The organism is Paraburkholderia sp. SECH4, from assembly GCF_030511745.1.
Classification (GTDB): Bacteria; Pseudomonadota; Gammaproteobacteria; order Burkholderiales; family Burkholderiaceae; genus Paraburkholderia; species Paraburkholderia madseniana.
This window is the reverse complement of record NZ_JALOCP010000012.1, coordinates 91402-111730: the sequence shown is the minus strand read 5'-3', so window position 1 is coordinate 111730 and position 20329 is coordinate 91402. Positions and strand designations below refer to the sequence as shown.

Sequence of the window (20329 nt, the reverse complement as noted above, 5' to 3'; positions counted from 1 at the left end):
AGGCGCCCAGATGCGACGCGAAGCAGGTATAGACAGCGCGCCAGTCGCCATCAGGACGAACACCCCCAAAGCGGCGCACATGGCAACGGAGCGCCGCAACGTAATCCGCTGCGGCGCTCCGTCGGGCGTTGCCGATTCGAGGGAAACCGCCGGGCAAGCCGGCGTTTTCGACTGGTGTGTCACCAAACGATCGGGCGATCAGGCGCGCTTGAAGACCAGCGTGCCGTTTGTGCCGCCGAACCCGAACGAGTTCTTCAGCGCAACGTCGATCTTCATCTCCCGCGCAGTGTTGGCGCAGTAATCGAGATCGCAGGCCGGATCCTGATTGAAGATGTTGATCGTCGGCGGCGACACCTGATGATGCACGGCAAGCACGGTGAACACGGATTCCAGACCGCCGGCGCCGCCCAACAGGTGACCGGTCATCGACTTGGTCGAATTCACGACCATGTCTTTTGCGTGGTCGCCGAAAGCGCGTTTGATGCCGGTGGTTTCAGCCAGGTCGCCCAGCGGCGTGGACGTGCCGTGCGCGTTCAGGTAATTCACCTGATCCGAATTGATGCCCGCGTTCTTCAAGGCGGCCAGCATGCAGCGGCGCGCACCGTCACCATCTTCCAGCGGAGCGGTCATGTGATAGGCGTCGCCGCTCATCCCGTAGCCGCTGATTTCGGCGTAAATCTTCGCGCCGCGCGCCTTCGCGTGTTCGTACTCTTCGAGCACCATCACGCCAGCGCCTTCGCCCAGCACGAAACCGTCGCGATCCTTGTCCCACGGACGGCTCGCCGTTGCCGGATCGTCGTTGCGCTGCGACAGCGCCCGCGCCGCCGCAAAACCGCCGACGCCGAGCGGCGACACTGTCGATTCGGCACCGCCTGCGATCATCACGTCGGCGTCGCCGTATTCGATCAGGCGCGAAGCCTCGCCGATACAGTGCAGACCCGTCGTACACGCGGTAACGATGGCGAGATTCGGACCCTTGATGCCGAACTTGATCGACAGGTGGCCGGAGATCATGTTGATGATCGATGCCGGCACAAAGAACGGCGAAATACGGCGCGGGCCGCGATTGAGCAGCTCGGTTTGCGTCGCTTCGATCATCGGCAGGCCGCCGATGCCCGAACCGACCACCACGCCGATGCGCTCCGAATTCTCGTCGGTGACTTCGAGGCCGCTGTCCTGCATCGCCTGGATGCCGGCCGCGACGCCGTAATGGATGAACGTATCCATGTGGCGCGCTTCCTTACCGGGGATGTAGTCCTCGATATTGAAGCCCTTCACCTCGCCGGCGAAACGAGTCGAAAAGTTCGACGCATCGAACTTCGTGATATTGGCAATACCCGACTTGCCGGCGACCAGATTGGCCCAGCCGTCGGCAACATTATTGCCAACAGGCGAAATCAGCCCCAGGCCTGTAACAACAACACGACGGCGGCTCACGGTAACCCCTTTTTCATAGATGACAAAAGCACAAAAGCCACAGCGGCCACAGGAACCTGCCCTGTGTGCCCTGTGGCTGTTAGCCGCCCCTACCCCTGGCGCTTCGCACCAGGTGCCCCCGAGGGGGGCAATCCCCCAAGGGGACTTCCTTCGGGGCGGAAAACGCAGGGCGGCCCGGCGTTTTCTTGAAAGTCGGCAATCGCGCGAAAAGTTGCGCTGTCAACATCGCTGCCTCCTGCACGGCAAAAAGCGCCAGCCCTGCTGGCGTCGGAAACCGACACGGCAGGGCGTCATACGCCGCCAACGCAGGAACGCAGGCGCGGATGACTTTAGGCCTTGACGTTCGCGCGAGCGTAGTCGATCGCTTGCTGAACGGTAGTGATCTTCTCGGCTTCTTCATCCGGAATTTCCATGCCGAATTCGTCTTCGAGGGCCATCACGAGTTCAACGGTGTCGAGCGAGTCGGCACCGAGGTCGTTCACGAACGAAGCTTCGTTCTTGATCTCAGCTTCTGCAACGCCCAGTTGTTCTGCGACGATCTTCTTGACGCGCTGTTCGATATTGTCCATTACCCCTCCAAGGGAAAAGAAGTTCAAAAATACAGGTGCGCGCATTTTATCAGGTTTGACCCGGCAAAAAAGCGGCGCATCGGGTTCCTGTCAAGGCATGCGCCTTACGCTTTTGCAAACGCATCAAGGCGCGGATAGTAACCGAATTTGGTTACGACATGTACATTCCGCCGTTCACATGCAATGTCGTGCCGGTGATATAGCCCGCTTGCGGCGACGCGAGGAACGCCACGGCATGCGCGATATCGTCCGGGCTGCCAAGGCGGCCGAGCGGAATCTGCGTCTTCAGCGCGGTTTGCTGCTCTTCCGGCAGGGTCTTGGTCATGTCGGTGTCAATGAAGCCCGGCGCGACGCAATTCACCGTGATGCCGCGGCTGCCGATCTCGCGTGCCAGTGCGCGCGTCATGCCTGCTACGCCCGCTTTCGCGGCTGCATAGTTGACCTGCCCGGGGTTGCCTGCCGAGCCGACCACCGACGTGATGTTGATGATGCGGCCGCCCTTGGCCTTCATCATCGGACGCAGCACTGCGCGCGACAGGCGGAAGACCGACTTGAGATTGGTGTCGATCACCGCATCCCAGTCGTCGTCCTTCATGCGCATGGCGAGCTGATCCTGCGTGATGCCGGCGTTGTTCACCAGCACGTGCAGCGCGCCGAATTCCTTCACGGTGCCGTCGATCAGCGCTTCGGCTGCGGCGGCGTCGTTCACGTTGAGCACCGCGCCGCGGCCGCTCAAGCCAGCCGCGTTAAAGGCTTCGCTGATCGCTGCCGCGCCGCTTTCGCTGGTTGCCGTGCCGATCACTGTCGCGCCCTGGCGCGCCAGTTCCATCGCGATTGCACGGCCAATGCCGCGCGACGCGCCCGTCACGATTGCGATCTGCTTGTCGAGAGTCTTTTCCATCTGTCAGTCCGGATGCCCTTTCGGAGGGCTGATTGATTCTTGATGTCGAGCCTGGCGCCTTGCTTGCGCCCTATGAAGCGGCGTTCAGCCTGCCGTCACCAGCTTGAGCGTTTCTTCGAGCGAAGCCGGGTCGAACACCGAGGCGCCGACCAGATTGCCGTCGATACGCTTCGTCAAGCCCGCGAGGACCTTGCCGGGGCCGCATTCGATCACATGCGTGACGCCTTGCGCCGCCATTGCCTGCACGCTTTCGACCCAACGCACCGGGCCTGCTGCCTGACGCACCAGTGCGTCCTTGATCTTTGCCGGCTCGTTGACTACGGCGACGTCGACATTGTTGATCACCGGAATCGACGGCACCTGCACGTCGACGCTGGCCAGATACTCGCGCAATTGATCCGACGCGGGCTTGAGCAGCGACGAGTGGAACGGCGCAGACACCGGCAGCGGCAACGCGCGCTTTGCGCCCTTCGCCTTCGCGACTTCGCAGGCCTTTTCGACAGCGGCCTTGTGACCGGCGATCACGACTTGCGCCGGCGCGTTGAAATTCACTGCTTCGACGACACCCGCGACCGACGCTTCGGTGCAAACCGCGCGGACTGTGTCGTCATCGAGGCCGAGAATCGCGGCCATGCCGCCAACGCCGACCGGCACGGCCGTTTGCATAGCCTGCGCGCGAAACCGCACGAGCGGCACAGCATCGCGAAACGCGATCGCGCCCGCCGCGACCAGCGCGGTGTATTCGCCGAGGCTATGGCCGGCGACGATAGCCGGCTTCGGGCCGCCCGCCTGCTGCCACGCGCGATAAATCGCGTACGCGGCGGTCAGCATGACCGGCTGGGTATTGGTGGTGAGGTTCAGATCTTCGGCGGGGCCTTCGGCGATCAGCTTGCCGAGGTCCTGATTGAGCGCGTCGGACGCTTCCTGAACCGTCTCACGCACGACCGCGTGATCAGCGAATGCGTTGAGCATGCCGACCGACTGCGAACCTTGCCCAGGAAAAACGAACGCAAATTTCATATCGTCCCCAAAATCGGTGTTGTCAGATGTGGGTGGCGCGCCCGGTTGATGGCAAGCGCGCTCAAGCGTAGCCGAGCGCCGCAAGGAGCGCTCGCCATAACGTCGCCGCTATCAGTAGCGGATAACCGACGCGCCCCAGGTGAAGCCGCCGCCAACGCCTTCGATCAGCACGTTCTGGCCGCGCTTGATGCGGCCGTCGCGCGCCGCGACGTCGAATGCGAGCGGAATGGACGCAGCCGACGTATTGCCGTGCTCGCCCACCGTGACGACCATGCGTTCCTGCGGCAAGCCAAGCTTGCGGCAGGTGCTTTGCATGATGCGGATATTGGCCTGATGCGGAATCAGCCAGTCGATCTGCTCGGCCGACAGATTCGCTTTTGCGAGTGCCTCGACTGCAACCTTTTCGAGCACATTGACCGCGAGCTTGAACACAGCCTGGCCGTCCATATGCAGGAACGCGCTGCCCTCGATCACGCCGCCGTTCACATTGCCCGGCGTGCAGAGAATGTTCGAATGGCTGCCGTCGGCATGCAAAGCGCTCGCCAGCACGCCCGGTTCTTCGGACGCCTGCAGGATCACCGCGCCGGCGCCGTCACCGAACAGCACGCAGGTGGTGCGATCCTTGAAATCGAGAATGCGCGAGAAGGTTTCCGCGCCGATTACGAGCGCCGTGCGATGCTGGCCGCCGCGAATCAGGCTATCCGCCATTGCCACCGCGTAAGCAAAGCCGGAACAAACGGCCTGCACGTCGAATGCCGCGCCGTGGTTCTTGATGCCGAGCTTGTTCTGCAACAGGCACGCCGTACTCGGAAACACGAAGTCAGGCGTGGAGGTTGCAACGATGATCAGATCGATGGATTGCGGATCGATATCGGCCGCTTCGATCGCGCGCTGCGAGGCGAAGAGCGCCAGATCGCTGGTGGTGACATCGGGTTCGGCGAAGTGGCGTGCATGGATGCCCGTGCGGGCAACGATCCACTCGTCGCTCGTCTCGACACCTTGCTTGGCGAGACGTTCGGCCAGATCCTGATTGGTGACGCGCCCGGGCGGCAGGTAGCTGCCGGTGCCCAGCACGCGGGAATAAATTGTCGATTGAGCCATTATGCCTTCGAGGATTGCGCAGCGTAGGGCTCGGCTGGCTGGCCTGCGATCGGGCTTGCGTGACCCGCACCGCTTGCATCGCGCGCTGCCTGTTCGAGAGAACCTGCATTCTCTTCCATTGCTCGCGCAAGGCGTTCCAGCACGCCGTTTTTGACGGCATCATACCCGCGTTTGATAGCCCACTCAAACGCGTAGGCATCCGCCGAACCGTGGCTTTTGATCACCAGCCCACGCAGGCCCAGCAACGCGGCGCCGTTGTATTGCCGATGATCGACGCGTTTCTTGAAACGCATCAATACCGGCAAGGCGAGCACCGCCATCACCTTGGTGAGCCACGAGCGGCCGAACTCTTCCTTGATGATGTTGGAGAGCATCTGCGCGAGGCCTTCCGACGTCTTCAGCGCGACATTGCCGACAAAACCGTCGCAGACGATCACGTCGACCGTGCCCTTGAAGATGTCGTTGCCTTCAACGTTACCGTGAAAGTTAAGTGTACTCGCGCGCAGCAGTTCGCCGGCACGTTTGATGGTGTCGTTGCCCTTGATGACTTCTTCGCCGATGTTGAGCAGGCCGATGGTGGGCCGCTCCTTGCCTTCGAGCGCGGACACGAGCGCGTGCCCCATCTCCGCGAACTGCAGCAGATGCTGCGGCTCGCAATCGACGTTGGCGCCCAGGTCGAGCATCATCGTGTAGCCATTGGGATTGGGCAGTGCTGACGCAATGGCCGGGCGCTCGATGCCCGACAGCGTTTTCAGCACATAGCGCGAGACCGCCATCAGCGCGCCGGTATTGCCGGCGGAAATGCAGGCTTGCGCCTCGCCTTCCTTGACGCGATTCAGCGCTACGCGCATGGATGAGTCTTTTTTCTTGCGCAGCGCGACTTCGACCGGATCGTCCATGGCGACGATTTCGGAAGCAGGTACGACGGTCAGCGCCGGCAGGTCTTGAGCCTTCAACTTCTTTAGCTGCGCACGAATCGCACTTTCAATGCCGACGAGCAGCAGCTCAGCATCGGGATGCGAACGAACGAAGTTGACGGCTGCGGGAACGGTCACGGACGGGCCGTGGTCGCCTCCCATGCAATCTATCGTGAGCTTTACTGTCATGGAGTGCGACGAATTTCAGGCGCCCTGCATGGGACCACAGTAAGCGCTACAGCGCCAACTGCGATCGACACAAAAAAGCGGCAGATGAATGCCGCCTTTTTGCCGAGCCGGGAAAATGTCAAGCGAGCCGATCGCCACGCGAAACGCCAAGGGGCGCAACGCAGTGAAACGATTAGTCGTTCTTCGTCTTGACGACTTTCTTGCCGCGATAGTAGCCGTTCGGGCTAACGTGGTGACGCAGATGCACTTCGCCCGTGCTCGGTTCCACGGCCAGCGGCGCTGCCGTCAGGAAATCGTGCGAACGGTGCATGCCGCGCTTCGACGGCGACTTCTTATTTTGTTGAACTGCCATGACTAACTCCTAAAAATTTTCCGAATTCTAACACAGCCCGACCCGGTGTCCGCCATTGACCGAATGGCCAATGCGCCCGCTTCGCGCTCCCATGCAACTGTTCAGTGCTTCTTGTCGCCCGGCTCACCGCGCTTGAGACTTTCGAGCGCCGCAAACGGATTAGGCCGTTCGGGCTCACCGCCCTCACCAGCTTCGTCCGGCGCAGCCTCGTCGCCCTCGCCTTCTGCTCCAGCCACACCAGAGACGAGGCTCTCGTGCACTTCGGGACACACCTCGTGCTTGGGCACGAGCGGCAAGGAAAGCAGCAACTCTTCTTCGATCAAGTCGATGAGATCGAACTGGCGCGAGCCCACGATCACTTCGACTTCATCCTCATCGAGCGGAAACTCTTCGGCTTCCGCCTCAGTGCTGACGATCCGGTAAGTTGCATCGACATTGAACGCCTGCAGATACGGTGTCATGCACCGCTGACATTCGAGCCATGCAGCACCGTGAATCGCCAGCCTCAGATAAGGCTGCGGACCCTCGGTGCCGTCGTCCTGCAATTCCGGCTGCGTCGCCCCTTCGGCTTGCCAGGTGAACGCGGTATCGCGGTCTGGCGCTTCAACCGGGACTTCGTTTAACATGCGCGGCAGTTGCGAGACGCGCACGACACCCGCGGCCTGACGCCCACTCCGCGCAAATTCGAACAGATCGATATCGTGCGGGTCGGACAGACCAGCAGGGTTGCCAGGATGTTGAGTCATGTGCGCTCCTGCGTCGGCAAGGATTTCGCCGGGGGTAAATCGGTTTGCAAAGCAGTCCGCGGAACTCATGCGCTGCCCGGCGTTGCTCAGTATGCCCAAGCGCGTTACCTAAGCAGCGGCCCGCCTGTGCAATAGCATACCGATGAAAAGCCCGAAATCATATCCGTTTTGTCTTTTCGAGTCAAACACTTAAGCCCGTACACGTGCGCTACCCGCACAACCCCGTACGACCCGCCTCTCTAGCCGTTGGTTGCACATGCCAGATTCCCTCAATCGCCCGCCACGCCTGATCCTGGCGTCGAGTTCACCCTATCGCCGCGAGCTGCTTGAGCGCCTGCGGATTCCGTTCGAAGTCGTCGTGCCGGCGATCGACGAAACGCCGCTCACCGGCGAAACGCCCGAAGTGACGGCCCTGCGCCTCGCCGAGGCAAAAGCCCGTGCGGTGGCAAACAACCTCGGCGCCGGTGAAGCCGCACTCGTCATCGGCTCGGATCAGGTCGCCACCTACAACGGCCTGCAGATCGGCAAGCCCGGCACGCACGACAAGGCACTCGCCCAACTGCAGGCAATGCGCGGCCGCGAAGTGCTGTTTCATAGTGCGCTGTGCCTGTTCGACAGCCGTTCGGGGGCGGCACAAGCCGTCGACGTCATCACTCGCGTGCAATTCCGCGACCTGCCGGACGCCGCGCTGGACGCCTATCTGCGTGCCGAAACGCCCTACGACGTGGCGGGCAGCGCCAAATCCGAGGGCCTCGGCATCGCCGTGCTCGAAGCAATTCACTCGGACGACCCGACCGCACTGGTCGGACTGCCGCTGATCGCACTGTCGCGCATGCTGCTCGCAGTGGGCTATCCACTCCTGGGGGCGCAATGAGCGGCACCTTATATCTGATCCCGAACACACTAGGCGAAGGCGATGCCGACGCGCTCGACGCCGTCCTGCCCGCGCCGGTGCGCGCCCGCGCGGCGTCGCTCAGCTATTACATCGGCGAAAACGCGAAAACCACTCGCGCCTTCCTGAAAAAAGTCGGCACCGAAAAGCCGATCCAGGAAATCGAGATTCGCGAACTGAACGTCAACACGCCGGCCGGCGAGATCGACAAACTGCTCGCGCCTTTGCTTGCGGGGACGGATGCGGGTCTCGTGTCCGAAGCCGGCTGTCCGGCGGTCGCCGATCCGGGCGCCCTGCTGGTGCGCCGTGCGCATGAGCGCGGCGTGAAGGTCGTGCCGTTTGTCGGACCGAGTTCGATTCTGCTGGCGTTGATGGCTTCCGGTCTGAATGGCCAGAGTTTTGCGTTCCACGGCTATCTGCCGGTCGACGCCACCGAACGGGCCAAGCGCCTGCGCGACCTGGAACAGCAGTCGCGCAAAGCCAAACAAACGCAGATCTTTATCGAGACGCCCTATCGGAATAAGCCACTGCTCGACACGTTGCTGGCGACGTGCGCGCCGTCCACGTTGGTCTGCGTCGCCGTCGATCTGACGCTGGAAACGGAAACCATCGCCAGCCGCACTGTGGCCGACTGGAAAAAGAAACCGGCTCTCGATCTCCACAAGCGGCCGGCAATTTTCCTGATCCTCGCCGTCTGACCGCTGCTGCGGCTCAAGCAGATCAGCTTGCCGATCGGTCGCGGTTTAACTAGCGGCAAAAACAAAAAAGCCCCGCGCGGTCGACACTCAACCGCACGGGGCTTTTTCCGCATTAGATCACCGCAAATTCATCTTCCCGCCAAGCGCCATCGCATGAACGGCGCCACTGCCGACTGCCGCACCGAACTTGCGCGCTACGCGGTCCGTAATGCTCTCCTTGACCGTGTAGTCGACGATATCCGGCGCCTTGAAAAGGTCGCGCGCGACGTAGTCCGCGTCGCCGAAACCATCTGCAAGCCCCAGTTCGACGCTCTTCTGCCCCGTCCAGAAAAGGCCCGAGAACATGTCCGGCGTTTCGTGCAGGCGCTTGCCGCGACCTTCACGCACGGCGTCGATGAACTGCGCGTGGATCTGATCGAGCATGTCCTGCGCATGTTCGTCCATCTTCGGGGTTTCCGGCGAGAACGGGTCGAAAAAGCCCTTGTTCTCACCCGAAGTGTGCAGGCGGCGCTGGATCCCCAGCTTATCCATCAAGCCCGTGAAGCCGAAGCTATCCATCAGCACGCCAATCGAACCAACGATGCTCGCCTTGTCCACGTAAATCTTGTCCGCCGCCGCGGCCGCGTAATAGCCACCCGATGCGCACATGTCGCCGACCACGACATACAACGGGATCGACGGATACTTGGCGCGTAGCCGGCGGATCTCGTTGTAGATAATGCCGGCCTGCACCGGGCTGCCGCCCGGGCTGTTACAGCGCAGGATCACGCCTGCCGTACCGGCGTCGCCGAACGCACTTTCAAGCGCAGTGTTGACATCTTCCGCGTTCGCGTTCGTATCAGCAGAGATTTCGCCGTCAAGCGTGATCATGGCCGTATGCCGGCCTGTGGCCGTCACCTTGTCGCCCGAGAATTCGAACGCGCCCCATACCGCCAGCAGCAGGACGATCAGGAACACAAATCGGAAGAAAATCTTCCAGCGGCGTGCCGCGCGCTGCTCGGTGATTGCCGCAAGCGCGATGCGCTCGAGCGCGGCGCGCTCCCACCCCGGCTCATCGGCAGGCGTGCGGGGACGGCCTGTCAGGGACGGTTCCTTCGGTTCGGGAGTCAAATTGTCGGACATGCGGTGCAGTGGAAAGGTCGAAGAGGAGAAAAATCAGGGCGTGGCCGGACGCAGTTCACCGTCCGGCAGCCAGAACACGGCACGGCCTTCAGGTGTGTCCCGCTCGTCAACCTGGACGGGACGCAACCGGCCGCCTCGGCACGGGCCGCCGACGCATTTGCCCGTATCTGGCGCGTAAATCGCGCCATGTGTGGCGCACATCAAGTATAAACCGGACGATTCGAAGAACTGCCCTTCGGCCCAGTCGAGTTCCATCGGCACGTGCGCGCAGCGATTCAAATAGCCGTATGCACGGCCATCATAGCGAACAAAAAATATCACGACGTCGCCACCGCCGAGCCTGGCCGCGCGCCGCACGCCGGCGCCGCCATCGACCAGTTCTTCGGACGCGCAAATGCGAACCGCTTCCGTCGCCGTCTCGGTCATACCCGTACTCACGCGTTCTCTCGCAGCCAGCCGGACAGGTCGGTCACGCTGGAGGCGACGAATTTCGGCGACAAAGCCGTCAACGAGCCGGCAGGATGCGCGCCGTATGTGACACCAATGCCCGCGACGCCCGCATTGATCGCCATTTGCAGATCGTGCGTCGTATCCCCCACCATCACCGTGCGCGCCGGATCCTGCCCCAGTTCACGCGTAAGCTCGTGCAGCATCGCGGGATGCGGCTTCGAGAAGGTTTCGTCCGCACAACGGGTGCCGTCGAACAGGCTCGTCAGACGCGACTGGTCGAGCGCGCGGTTCAGCCCGACGCGGCTCTTGCCGGTCGCCACCGCCAGCAGATAACCCTGATCGCGCAATTCCTGCAGCATCTCGCGCACGCCGACGAACAGCTCGGTGGTCTGGTCCTTCACTAAATAGTGGAAGCGATAGCGCTCCGCCAGACGCGGGTAGTCGGACGGAGCGAGCGTAGGCGCGGCGATTTGCAGCGCGTCGCGCAGGCCGAGGCCGATCACGTAGCTGGCGGCCTCATCGGCGGGAACCGGCAGACCGAGATCGCGGCATGCCGACTGGATGCTGCGCGTGATGTGCGCGGTCGAATCCATCAGCGTTCCGTCCCAGTCGAAGACGATCAGATCAAATTGCTCTCTAGCCATGCGGTGTCGTCTCCGGGTTTGACCCATTTCGTAATTCACGTAATTCATTGAGCTGCGCCACGAAACTGCGGCATTCGGCCGGCAGCGGCGCCTCGAACTGCACGGGCGCGCCGGTTGCCGGATGCGTCAGCTTAAGGCGGTATGCGTGCAGGAACATGCGTTTCAGGCCAGGCTTCGCATTGGCGCGGGCCAGCGCCTTGTTCAGCGCGAAGTCGCCGTATTTGGCATCGCCGACGATCGGCAGTTCCAGATGCTGCAAATGGACGCGAATCTGATGCGTGCGGCCGGTCTTCAGTTCCGCCTCGAGCAGCGCGTACTCCGGCCAGCGGTCAATCAGATTGAAAACCGTGTGCGACGCGAGGCCGTCGGCCTGGACGCGCACGCGCCTCTCGCCGTCCGCAGTCAAATACTTATGCAGCGGCTCCTTGACCGCGCGGCGGCGGCCCCAGTCACTCGCCCATTCGCCGTGGACGCACGCATAGTAGCGCTTATCCATCTTGTTCTCGCGAATCTGCTCGTGCAGATTGACGAGCGCGGAGCGCTTTTTGGCGAGCATCAGGATGCCGGACGTTTCACGGTCCAGCCGATGCACCAATTCGAGGAATTTCGCCTGGGGCCGGGCTTCGCGCATCTGTTCGATCACGCCGAACGCGACGCCGCTCCCACCGTGAACCGCCACACCGGCCGGTTTGTCGATCACGAGCATATGCTCGTCTTCAAAAATAATTTTGAAATCGGCGCTCGGCACCGGCGCCTGGGCGATCGCCTCGTTCGGTTGAGCGACGCGGATGGGCGGCACGCGCACCAGATCGCCCAGTTCGAGGCGGTACTGCGCGTCTATCCGACCCTTATTCACACGCACCTCGCCGCTACGCAGGATGCGGTAAATATGGCTTTTTGGCACGCCCTTACAGACGCGCAAAAGGAAGTTATCAATGCGCTGTCCGGCCGCACTGTCGTCGATCTCGATCATCGAGACCTGGTCGCTTGCGACCGATTTCTGGGATATTTTGCCTAACTCTTTCATTATGAATATAATTTGCCCAGCAGTCTGCGGCGGCCGGCGCAGTGTCCGGAATTCGGGCGGATTGCGCAGGCGCAAGCGATAAACCGTTATTTTACTTGCGCCGGGGTCTGGTTGCTCACCCTGAAAATGAGATGCAACATGTTGCACGCACGAAGTCAGTGCCCGGCAGGGACGGCGCCCACAGGCGCGTTCGGTCAAGGTCGGCTTCGACGGTAACGGAATTTTGGTAAAAAAGAATTTAACTTTCAGCTTCGGTATCGGGCGGTCTGACGCCTTGCTGTAGGAAGCTGCGAGTTGCGAAAATACGGCGTGCGCCCGAGGCGTCTTGTAGAAAATACAAGACATGGCGACGTCAAAATGAGGCGAGACACCCCCAGCGAGAAAAGACGCGCCGACTGCGCGAACTTCCCGCTGCGGCATGACCGCAGCCTCCGGCCCTCCGGTCACGCGCCCAGTTGGCGCACCGGCGCGAGTGGACGAAAGGCTTATGAAGGTCTGCTGGCAGAACCCGCGGCGTGTCGGGTCGTTATTTGAAGCCGTGTTCGCATGTGCCCTGCGGCACCGTGCCCATTTTTCAATGGGGCCGGGCCCTCTCAGGCAATTCTCCCGCCATTTTTCCCGCTCCAGCGTGCTTGTGAAAACACAATAAGGCGCGGCATGCCGCTGCCCTCGTGGCTCTCGCGACTGACAACCGCGCAGCTGAGGGCTAGCTAAGCCGCCTGGAGCCGTTCAATGAAACGAATGTTGTTCAACGCGACGCAGCAGGAAGAACTGCGCGTCGCCATCGTCGATGGGCAAAAACTCATCGATATCGACATCGAAACCGCCGGGCGCGAACAACGCAAAGGCAATATTTACAAGGGCATCATCACCCGCATCGAGCCGTCGCTCGAAGCCTGTTTCGTCAACTACGGCGAAGACCGCCACGGCTTTTTGCCGTTCAAGGAAGTCGCCCGCCAGTATTTCCGTGACGGCGTCGACATGCGCTCCGCGCGCATTCAGGACGCCCTCCGTGAAGGCCAGGAACTGATCGTTCAGGTCGAAAAGGAAGAACGCGGCAACAAGGGCGCGGCCCTCACCACCTTCATCTCGCTCGCCGGCCGGTATCTGGTTCTGATGCCGAACAACCCGCGCGGCGGTGGCGTATCGCGCCGGATCGAAGGCGACGACCGCCAGGAACTGCGCGAAACCATGGCGCAACTGCAATTGCCGGAAGGCATGAGCATCATCGCGCGCACGGCCGGGATTGGCCGCTCCGCCGAAGAACTGCAGTGGGACCTGAACTACCTGATGCAACTGTGGCGCGCCATCGAAGCTGCGTCGCAAAGCGGTTCGAGCGGCCAGCCGATGCTGATTTATCTCGAATCGAGCCTCGTTATTCGCGCGATTCGTGACTATTTCCAGCCGGATATCGGCGAAATCCTGATCGACACCACCGAAATCCATGACCAGGCTCGCGCCTTCATGGATATCGTGATGCCGGATAATGTCAGCAAGGTGAAGCGGTATCACGACGACGTGCCGCTTTTCTCGCGCTTCCAGATCGAACACCAGATCGAAACCGCGTACTCGCGCACGGTCCCACTGCCTTCGGGCGGCGCTATCGTGATCGACCACACGGAAGCGCTGGTCGCGATCGACGTGAACTCGGCACGCGCCACCAAGGGCGCCGACATCGAGGAAACGGCTGCACGCACCAACCTCGAAGCCGCCGACGAAGTGGCCCGCCAGTTGCGTCTGCGCGACCTGGGCGGCCTGATCGTGATCGACTTCATCGACATGGAATCGGCCAAGAGCCAGCGCGAAGTCGAGCAACGCCTGAAAGACGCGTTGAAGCACGACCGTGCACGCGTCCAGATGGGCAAGATCTCGCGCTTCGGCCTGATGGAACTGTCGCGTCAACGTCTGCGCCCGGCTCTGTCGGAAGGCAGCCATGTGACCTGCCCGCGCTGTAACGGCACGGGCCACATCCGCGATACCGAATCGTCCGCGCTGCAAGTGCTGCGGATCATTCAAGAAGAAGCGATGAAGGAAAACACCGCGGCGATCCATTGCCAGGTGCCGGTCGAAGTGACCGCCTTCCTGTTGAACGAAAAGCGCGCCGAAATCAACAAGATCGAATCGCGTTTCAAGGTCAACGTCGTTCTGATCCCGAACAAGCATCTCGACACGCCGCATTACAAGCTCGAGCGCCTGCGTCACGACGATGCACGCCTCGACGAGCCGCGCGCTTCGTGGAAGATGGCCGAAGAAGCAGCCCGCGAACTGGAATCGGAAACCGGTTACAGCAAGCGCGCCGAGGAAGTGAAGCCGAAGCAGGAAGCCGCGGTCAAGGGCATTACGCCCGAGAAGCCGGCCCCGAGCGCGCCGGTCCGTCCGGCGGTAACTCCGGCACCGGTGGCCGTCACTCCGGCCGGCGGCGGCTTTATCGGCTGGTTGAAGAATCTGTTCGGCATGCAGCCGGTCGCGCCAGCGCCTGTCGCACCGGCTACGACCGAAAAGCAGACGCGTCCGCAACGCGGCGAACGCACGGAGCGCGGTGAGCGCACCGGCGAACGCGGCGGCGATCGCAACCGCAACCGCCGTAGCGGCGCAGGCGGCCGCGATGCAGCAGGCCGTGGCGAAGGCACGACCGGCGGCCGTCAGGCTCAGGGGCCGCAGCCGTCGCAGCGTCGCGAGGAACGCGAACCGCGTGAAGCACGCGAAGGTCGTGAGCCGCGTGAAGCACGTGAATCGCGCGAGCCGCGTGCTAATCGTGAGCAGCGTGAACCGCGTGAGGCCCGTGAAGGACGCGAACCGCGCGAGGCTCGTGAGCCGCGTGAAGGTCGCGAGGGCCGCGAAAACCGTGACCGCGACAATCGCGGCACCGATCGTGCGGAAACCGTCGAGGGCGCACCGCGCGCCGAACGTGGCGAGCGTCAGGAACGCGGTGAACGCCGTGAGCGTGGCGAGCGCGCTGAACGTGGCGAACGCCGCAAGCAGCAGCCGGAAGCCGCAGATGCATTGACGCAGAACGACACGCAAACGGCTGAAGAACTGGCGCAAAACCAGACCGCCTTGGGCGAAAACGGTATGCCGGTCGATCAGGAAGCGGTGGCGCGTGAAGGTGAAGAGCGTCGTCGTCGCCGTCGCGGCCGTCGTGGTGGTCGTCGTGAGCGTGAAGAAGACGTGAACGGCAACCTGGCTGCGGACGTTGCGGAAGGTGAAGGCGACAACACCAATGTGACCGATGACGCACCGGTGCGCACCGCGCATCAAGCGGTCGAGCACAAGGCTGAAGTCAACGAAGCGACTGCTGTTAAGCCGGTGGAAGTGGTTGTCGCTGCTGTCGCGACGAAAACCGTTGTCGTCAGCGAATTGCACGCTGTAACCGAAACGCCGGCTCTGGCCGTCGAGCAGGCTGCGAAGGCGGAAACGGTTGTGCCGGTCGCAGAAGCGCCGGTGGTGCCGGTTGCGTTCGAGCAGGCAGTGGAAGCGCCGGTGGCGCAAGCCGTTGCCGCGCCGGTCGAAGCCGCGCAAGTTGCGCCGGCCGTCAGCGAGACGGTTTCGTTCGCCGAACCGGTCGCTCGCTTTGAAGCTCAGGTTGAAGCCCCGGTTGAAGCTCGGGTCGAAACGCCGACAGTTGCTCCGGCAGTTGAGGCGCAAGCCGCACCGGCTCCAGTGGAAACCATCGCTCCGGCAGCAGTGGTCGAAGCACCGGCCGCCCAGCCGGCACGGCAAGCCGATATCTTCGAAGCGCAACCGGTCGTTGCAGCGGTCGCACCGGCAGTTGAAGCGGTCGTTGAACCGGCAGCAGTCGAGCCGGCGCCCGTTGCCGTTGCTGTGCCGCAAGCGCCGCAAGCGCCACGTTATGCCGGTGTGTCGGCTGAAGCCCTGAAGCCGGTGCTGGAACAAGCCGGTCTCGTCTGGGTGAACACCGACGCCGACAAGCTGCGGGCCGCGCAGGAAGCTGCTGCGCAAGCGGCCAAGCCGGTTCGCGTGGGTCGCGAGCGTAAGGCATTGCCGCCGGTCGAAACTGCGCCGATGCAAATGGTAGAAACCGGTAAGCATCCGCAGTAAGCGAACCGCCACCATGCAAAAAGCCCGCCCTCACCGGCGGGCTTTTTGTTTTATGGGCGCCGCGCACCCGTCCGCTTGCGGGCTTTATTCCACTCCCCGTATACCCGGACGGCGTCTGGAGGCCGGCAGCCGCTGGATGCATTTCCGCTAGAATGAAGATCTAGGTTCCAATCGCAGCAGCACTTGAGCAGCCCGAAACGAAGCATCAAGCGAAGCAATTCATGTCCCGACGCATCATCCCTGTTGCCGATCTCAGTGCGGTGCCGGTCATTACCGGCCCCGTGCAGGCGCCTAGCGGCGCGTTGCACGACACGCTGGCGCGCCCGCTGCGCGATCTGCGCATCTCGGTGACGGACCGCTGCAATTTCCGCTGCGTCTACTGCATGCCGCGCGCGGTGTTCGACAAGGATTACGCGTTCTTGCCGCATAGCGCATTACTCAGCTTCGAAGAAATCGAACGGCTGGCGCGGCTCTTCGTCGCACATGGCGTCGAGAAAATCCGTCTTACGGGTGGCGAGCCGCTCCTGCGCAAAAATCTGGAATTCCTGATCGAACGGCTCGCGCAACTCGCCACGCCGGAAGGCCGCCCACTCGATCTGACGCTGACCACCAACGGCTCGCTGCTGGAGCGCAAGGCGCGCAGCCTGAAAGACGCCGGCCTGACCCGCGTGACGGTGAGTCTCGACGCGCTCGACGACACCCTGTTTCGCCGCATGAACGACGCCGACTTCGCGGTCGCCGACGTGCTGGACGGGATCGCCGCGGCGCAAGCGGTGGGGCTCGCGCCGGTGAAAGTCAACATGGTCGTCAAACGTGGCACCAACGACGGCGAAATCGTGCCAATGGCGCGTCATTTTAAGGACTCGGGCTCGGTACTGCGCTTTATCGAGTACATGGACGTGGGCACGTCGAACGGCTGGAACATGACCGAGGTGCTGCCTTCCGCCGACGTCGTGACGCGCATCGCCGAGCATTTCCCGCTCATGCCGCTCGAAGCGCACAGTGCGGCAGAAACCGCCCAGCGCTGGGGTTACGTGGATGGCGGTGGCGAAATCGGCGTGATTTCGAGTGTGACACGCGCGTTTTGCGGCAGTTGTACGCGAGCGCGTCTGTCGACCGAGGGCAAGCTGTATCTGTGCCTGTTCGCCTCGTCCGGTCACGATCTGCGCGCGTTGCTTCGCAGCGGCGCGAGCGACGCCGATATCGCCACCGCCGTCGCCGAAATCTGGCAAGGCCGCAGCGACCGTTATTCGCAATTGCGCGGCAGCAATGCAGCCGCACCCCGCGCGCAGGACGCCCGCCGCGTGGAAATGTCGTACATCGGCGGCTAAGCGGCCGCGCCCATGAACCCGGCTCGCGAACACATCACCGGTCTGGTCCTGGCGGGCGGACGCGGCATGCGTATGGGCGGCGTCGATAAGGGACTGCAAACGCTGCACGGCGAGCCGCTCGCCGCTCACGTGCTGAAGCGACTCGCACCGCAAACCGGCGCCCTCCTGATCAGCGCCAATCGTCACCCTGAGGCCTACACGGCGCTGGGCGCGCCGTTCGGCGCCAGGGTGCTTGCCGATACCCTACCCGGCTTTCCTGGACCGTTGGCGGGCCTGCTCGCCGGGCTGCGCGCGGCCGGCACCGCGTACGTACTAAGCGCACCCTGCGACACGCCTGGACTGCCCGCCGAACTCGCAGCCCGCCTCACGCAAGCACTCGACTCGAATCAGGCCGACATCGCCACCGTCACGACCACCGACGCCGAAGGCCACGTCTCGCTCCATCCCGTGTTCGCGTTGCTGCGCACGAGCCTCGCCGACGACCTGGCGGCCTTTCTCGAAGCCGGCGAGCGTAAGGTCCGCGCGTGGTACGCGCGCCACAAGACGGTCGAAGTCGCCTTTACCGACGAGCGCGCGTTTTACAATATCAATTCGTTACAAGAACTCGCCGACCTCGAGCGTTGTTGAGGCCCCGGTTGAAATCCCGCTCCGGCCGCACGGCAACAGCCGCTTCCGCCGCCGATCGCGACGTCCAGCCCTTCATGACCACGCTTAACGAATTTTCCCGCTGCGTCGCGCAGTACGATCCTCATGCGCTACCTGTTTCGGCCGCCCAGGCGATCGTCCGTCAGTGGGCCACGCCCGTCACGGCGGTCGAACGCGTGCCATTGCGCGATGCGCTCGGCCGCGTGCTGGCGGCCGATATCGTCTCGCCGATCGACGTCCCGTCGCACGACAATTCGGCCATGGACGGCTACGCGTTCAACGGCGCGGCATTGGCAACCAGTGAATCCACGATCGATTTGACGATCGTCGGCAAAGCGCTGGCCGGTCATCCGTTCCCGGGCCTCGTGGACACGACGCAATGCGTACGCGTCATGACGGGCGCCTCTATGCCGGCTGACTGCGACACCGTCGTGCCGCAGGAGCTTGTCGAGCGCAGCGCCGATTCCACCTCGATCCGTTTTGCGGCCAACGCCTTGCGGGGCGGCGCCAATCGGCGCCTCGCCGGCGAAGACCTCGCCCGCGGCCATGCCGCGCTACGCGCCGGCCGCATCATACGCGCGTCGGACCTCGGTTTGCTCGCTTCGCTCGGCATTGGTGAAGTCAACGTGCGGCGACGCTTGCGCGTCGCGTTTTTCTCAACCGGCGACGAATTGCGCTCGCTCGGCGAGCCGCTCGACCCGGGTTCGGTGTACGACAGCAACCGCTACACGCTGTTTGCGATGCTTCGGCGCCTGAACATGGATACGCTCGATCTGGGTGTGGTGCGCGACGAACCCGCGGCGCTCGAGGCTGCATTGCGCAGCGCCGCAGCCAGCGCCGACGTGGTGTTGACGTCGGGCGGCGTCTCGGTGGGCGAGGCGGATTTCACCAAGCAATTGCTGCAGACGTTCGGCGACGTCGCCTTCTGGAGTCTCGCGATGCGTCCGGGCCGGCCGCTCGCTTTTGGCCGCGTCTGGTCCGGCGAACATCCGGGTCTCGGGCTACCCGCGTTATTCTTCGGCTTGCCGGGTAATCCCGTGGCCGTGATGGTGACGTTCTACCAGATCGTGCGCGAAGCGTTGCTGCTGATGTCCGGCGCGACGCCGCAGGCGCTGCCGGTCTTGCGCGCCGCCAGCCGCCAGGCCATCCGCAAGCGCGCCGGCCGCACCGAGTACCAGCGCGGCGTCGCCGGGCAGGATGCGCACGGCCAATGGCATGTCACGCCGACCGGCTCGCAAAGCTCCGGCGTCTTGAGTTCTATGAGCGAAGCAAATTGTTTCATCGTTCTCGGGCACGATGAAGCCGATATTGGCGAGGGCGAGCACGTCGATATCATGTTGTTCGACGGCCTGATCTGACGCCTGACTGCACGCTTTCACGGCGGCGTTTTACGGCCGCGCCGGCAGCCGCATTTGCAGCTTTACCCATTACCACTACGACACACGGGTTTGACTTACATGAAAAAACAGATCTCGTTCATTGCACCGGGACAGACGGCCAAAGCGCTTATCCTCGTGTACCTGACATTCTCGGTGCCGATCGTGCTGCTCGGCGTGCTGGTGGCGTTCATCCGCTATGGCTCGGTCGAACTGAGCACCGTGTTCAGCGCGCTGCTGCTGAACGCGATTCTCGGCTTCATCCTGCTGTGGATTGCGTGCCACGCCTACAACTGGGTGGCCTCGCGCTTTGGCGGCATCGAAATCCAGTTGACCGACGCGCCGGAAGAAGCGTAATGCCCGCGACGATCCGCACCGCGACACCCGCGGATACGAGCGCTATCTTCGCGCTGACGTACGAGCTGGCCGAATTCGAAAGCCTCACGCACGTATTTGTCGCGACCGAGGACGGATTGCGCGACGCCCTGTTCGGCGCGCGGCCCTCGATCGAAGCGCTCGTCGCGGAAAACGAAGGACGCATCGTCGGCTATGCGCTGTTCTTCCACAATTACTCGAGCTTCGCCGGCAAGCGCGGGCTGTATCTCGAAGATGTCTACGTGCAACCGAGTCAACGCGGCAGTGGTCTAGGCGCCGCGATGCTGGCTAGGCTGGCGGCACTGGCAGTAGAGCGACAGTGCGGACGCTTTGAATGGACCGTGCTCGACTGGAACAAGCAGGCCATTAGCTTCTACGAAAAATTGGGCGCGACAGTGATGCCGGATTGGCGCGTCGTGCGTCTGACGGGCGACGCGCTGGAACAGTTGGCCGCAGCAGCCGCCTCCTGAGTTTTAGT

At 62.8% G+C, this 20329-nt stretch carries 20 protein-coding genes; 8 read left to right on the top strand and 12 right to left on the bottom strand.

Annotation, left to right across the window (positions count from 1 at the left end; genetic code table 11):
* Positions 1 to 198: 198 nt before the first annotated feature.
* The 8 genes from fabF to M0D67_RS18275 form a co-directional block, all read right to left on the bottom strand.
* A complete protein-coding gene (gene fabF, locus M0D67_RS18310; RefSeq protein ID WP_093640472.1) occupies positions 199 to 1437 on the bottom strand; it encodes a beta-ketoacyl-ACP synthase II in 1239 nt (412 codons plus the stop codon).
* Positions 1438 to 1766: 329 nt separating this feature from the next.
* Entirely contained in the window at positions 1767 to 2006 is a 240-nt protein-coding gene (gene acpP, locus M0D67_RS18305; protein WP_004197638.1) for an acyl carrier protein, read from the bottom strand.
* Between the two features lie 151 nt (positions 2007 to 2157).
* Positions 2158 to 2907: a 3-oxoacyl-ACP reductase FabG gene (gene fabG / locus M0D67_RS18300; RefSeq protein WP_154560647.1), complete on the bottom strand. Its 750-nt coding sequence runs from the start codon at positions 2905 to 2907 to the stop codon at positions 2158 to 2160.
* An 84-nt stretch (positions 2908 to 2991) separates the two neighbouring features.
* Positions 2992 to 3927 (bottom strand): ACP S-malonyltransferase, encoded by a 936-nt coding sequence (fabD, locus tag M0D67_RS18295; protein ID WP_154560646.1) that lies wholly within the window; start codon positions 3925 to 3927, stop codon positions 2992 to 2994.
* A 111-nt stretch (positions 3928 to 4038) separates the two neighbouring features.
* Positions 4039 to 5028, bottom strand: a complete 990-nt coding sequence (locus tag M0D67_RS18290) for a beta-ketoacyl-ACP synthase III (RefSeq protein WP_266239340.1) — start codon at positions 5026 to 5028, stop codon at positions 4039 to 4041.
* The gene (plsX, locus tag M0D67_RS18285) at positions 5028 to 6134 is read right to left on the bottom strand and encodes a phosphate acyltransferase PlsX (protein ID WP_097390021.1); all 1107 of its coding nucleotides are present in this window, start codon (positions 6132 to 6134) and stop codon (positions 5028 to 5030) included. The genes M0D67_RS18290 and plsX overlap by 1 nt, the downstream gene beginning before the upstream one ends.
* 172 nt (positions 6135 to 6306) lie before the next feature.
* Positions 6307 to 6486: a 50S ribosomal protein L32 gene (gene rpmF / locus M0D67_RS18280; protein WP_006051932.1), complete on the bottom strand. Its 180-nt coding sequence runs from the start codon at positions 6484 to 6486 to the stop codon at positions 6307 to 6309.
* Positions 6487 to 6587: 101 nt separating this feature from the next.
* Positions 6588 to 7232: a DUF177 domain-containing protein gene (locus M0D67_RS18275; protein ID WP_154560644.1), complete on the bottom strand. Its 645-nt coding sequence runs from the start codon at positions 7230 to 7232 to the stop codon at positions 6588 to 6590.
* Positions 7233 to 7488: 256 nt separating this feature from the next.
* On the opposite strand from M0D67_RS18275, the gene M0D67_RS18270 reads away from it, so the two are divergent.
* Together M0D67_RS18270 and M0D67_RS18265 are read left to right on the top strand one after the other, a co-directional pair.
* Positions 7489 to 8106, top strand: a complete 618-nt coding sequence (locus tag M0D67_RS18270) for a Maf-like protein (protein WP_266239339.1) — start codon at positions 7489 to 7491, stop codon at positions 8104 to 8106.
* A complete protein-coding gene (locus M0D67_RS18265; RefSeq protein ID WP_154560642.1) occupies positions 8103 to 8822 on the top strand; it encodes an SAM-dependent methyltransferase in 720 nt (239 codons plus the stop codon). Before M0D67_RS18270 ends, M0D67_RS18265 begins: the two co-directional genes overlap by 4 nt.
* Before the next feature lie 117 nt (positions 8823 to 8939).
* Here the strand turns inward: M0D67_RS18265 and M0D67_RS18260 are convergent, their stop codons facing one another.
* The 4 genes from M0D67_RS18260 to M0D67_RS18245 are packed head-to-tail and all read right to left on the bottom strand — an operon-like array spanning position 8940 to position 12065.
* Positions 8940 to 9944, bottom strand: coding sequence for a S49 family peptidase (locus tag M0D67_RS18260; RefSeq protein WP_154560641.1), 1005 nt, complete (start codon positions 9942 to 9944; stop codon positions 8940 to 8942).
* Positions 9945 to 9977: 33 nt separating this feature from the next.
* Positions 9978 to 10370: a Rieske 2Fe-2S domain-containing protein gene (locus M0D67_RS18255; RefSeq protein WP_154560670.1), complete on the bottom strand. Its 393-nt coding sequence runs from the start codon at positions 10368 to 10370 to the stop codon at positions 9978 to 9980.
* A gap of 8 nt (positions 10371 to 10378) precedes the next feature.
* Positions 10379 to 11038, bottom strand: coding sequence for an HAD-IIIA family hydrolase (locus M0D67_RS18250; RefSeq protein WP_154560640.1), 660 nt, complete (start codon positions 11036 to 11038; stop codon positions 10379 to 10381).
* Positions 11031 to 12065: an RluA family pseudouridine synthase gene (locus M0D67_RS18245; protein ID WP_171925412.1), complete on the bottom strand. Its 1035-nt coding sequence runs from the start codon at positions 12063 to 12065 to the stop codon at positions 11031 to 11033. The genes M0D67_RS18250 and M0D67_RS18245 overlap by 8 nt, the downstream gene beginning before the upstream one ends.
* 732 nt (positions 12066 to 12797) lie before the next feature.
* Here M0D67_RS18245 and M0D67_RS18240 point away from each other — a divergent pair.
* The 6 genes from M0D67_RS18240 (at position 12798) to M0D67_RS18215 (ending at position 20321) form a co-directional block, all read left to right on the top strand.
* Positions 12798 to 16124 carry an Rne/Rng family ribonuclease gene (locus tag M0D67_RS18240; RefSeq protein ID WP_266239338.1) on the top strand — a complete coding sequence of 1109 codons (3327 nt, stop codon included), beginning with the start codon at positions 12798 to 12800 and terminating at the stop codon, positions 16122 to 16124.
* A gap of 221 nt (positions 16125 to 16345) precedes the next feature.
* The gene (moaA, locus tag M0D67_RS18235) at positions 16346 to 17455 is read left to right on the top strand and encodes a GTP 3',8-cyclase MoaA (protein WP_266239337.1); all 1110 of its coding nucleotides are present in this window, start codon (positions 16346 to 16348) and stop codon (positions 17453 to 17455) included.
* Between the two features lie 12 nt (positions 17456 to 17467).
* Entirely contained in the window at positions 17468 to 18082 is a 615-nt protein-coding gene (mobA, locus tag M0D67_RS18230; RefSeq protein WP_154560637.1) for a molybdenum cofactor guanylyltransferase MobA, read from the top strand.
* A gap of 74 nt (positions 18083 to 18156) precedes the next feature.
* Complete coding sequence (gene glp, locus M0D67_RS18225) at positions 18157 to 19458, top strand: gephyrin-like molybdotransferase Glp (protein ID WP_266239361.1); 1302 nt, start codon at positions 18157 to 18159, stop codon at positions 19456 to 19458.
* 99 nt (positions 19459 to 19557) lie between these two features.
* The gene (locus tag M0D67_RS18220) at positions 19558 to 19833 is read left to right on the top strand and encodes a hypothetical protein (protein WP_054036190.1); all 276 of its coding nucleotides are present in this window, start codon (positions 19558 to 19560) and stop codon (positions 19831 to 19833) included.
* Positions 19833 to 20321 carry a GNAT family N-acetyltransferase gene (locus M0D67_RS18215; protein WP_154560636.1) on the top strand — a complete coding sequence of 163 codons (489 nt, stop codon included), beginning with the start codon at positions 19833 to 19835 and terminating at the stop codon, positions 20319 to 20321. The genes M0D67_RS18220 and M0D67_RS18215 overlap by 1 nt, the downstream gene beginning before the upstream one ends.
* Positions 20322 to 20329 lie beyond the last annotated feature (8 nt).

Coding starts and splice junctions, on each gene's coding strand:
- acpP (WP_004197638.1), bottom strand. CDS start 2,006: ATGGACAATATCGAACAGCGCGTCAAGAAGATCGTCGCAGAACAACTG.
- fabG (WP_154560647.1), bottom strand. CDS start 2,907: ATGGAAAAGACTCTCGACAAGCAGATCGCAATCGTGACGGGCGCGTCG.
- fabD (WP_154560646.1), bottom strand. CDS start 3,927: ATGAAATTTGCGTTCGTTTTTCCTGGGCAAGGTTCGCAGTCGGTCGGC.
- M0D67_RS18290 (WP_266239340.1), bottom strand. CDS start 5,028: ATGGCTCAATCGACAATTTATTCCCGCGTGCTGGGCACCGGCAGCTAC.
- plsX (WP_097390021.1), bottom strand. CDS start 6,134: ATGACAGTAAAGCTCACGATAGATTGCATGGGAGGCGACCACGGCCCG.
- rpmF (WP_006051932.1), bottom strand. CDS start 6,486: ATGGCAGTTCAACAAAATAAGAAGTCGCCGTCGAAGCGCGGCATGCAC.
- M0D67_RS18275 (WP_154560644.1), bottom strand. CDS start 7,232: ATGACTCAACATCCTGGCAACCCTGCTGGTCTGTCCGACCCGCACGAT.
- M0D67_RS18270 (WP_266239339.1), top strand. CDS start 7,489: ATGCCAGATTCCCTCAATCGCCCGCCACGCCTGATCCTGGCGTCGAGT.
- M0D67_RS18265 (WP_154560642.1), top strand. CDS start 8,103: ATGAGCGGCACCTTATATCTGATCCCGAACACACTAGGCGAAGGCGAT.
- M0D67_RS18260 (WP_154560641.1), bottom strand. CDS start 9,944: ATGTCCGACAATTTGACTCCCGAACCGAAGGAACCGTCCCTGACAGGC.
- M0D67_RS18255 (WP_154560670.1), bottom strand. CDS start 10,370: ATGACCGAGACGGCGACGGAAGCGGTTCGCATTTGCGCGTCCGAAGAA.
- M0D67_RS18250 (WP_154560640.1), bottom strand. CDS start 11,038: ATGGCTAGAGAGCAATTTGATCTGATCGTCTTCGACTGGGACGGAACG.
- M0D67_RS18245 (WP_171925412.1), bottom strand. CDS start 12,065: ATGAAAGAGTTAGGCAAAATATCCCAGAAATCGGTCGCAAGCGACCAG.
- M0D67_RS18240 (WP_266239338.1), top strand. CDS start 12,798: ATGAAACGAATGTTGTTCAACGCGACGCAGCAGGAAGAACTGCGCGTC.
- moaA (WP_266239337.1), top strand. CDS start 16,346: ATGTCCCGACGCATCATCCCTGTTGCCGATCTCAGTGCGGTGCCGGTC.
- mobA (WP_154560637.1), top strand. CDS start 17,468: ATGAACCCGGCTCGCGAACACATCACCGGTCTGGTCCTGGCGGGCGGA.
- glp (WP_266239361.1), top strand. CDS start 18,157: ATGACCACGCTTAACGAATTTTCCCGCTGCGTCGCGCAGTACGATCCT.
- M0D67_RS18220 (WP_054036190.1), top strand. CDS start 19,558: ATGAAAAAACAGATCTCGTTCATTGCACCGGGACAGACGGCCAAAGCG.
- M0D67_RS18215 (WP_154560636.1), top strand. CDS start 19,833: ATGCCCGCGACGATCCGCACCGCGACACCCGCGGATACGAGCGCTATC.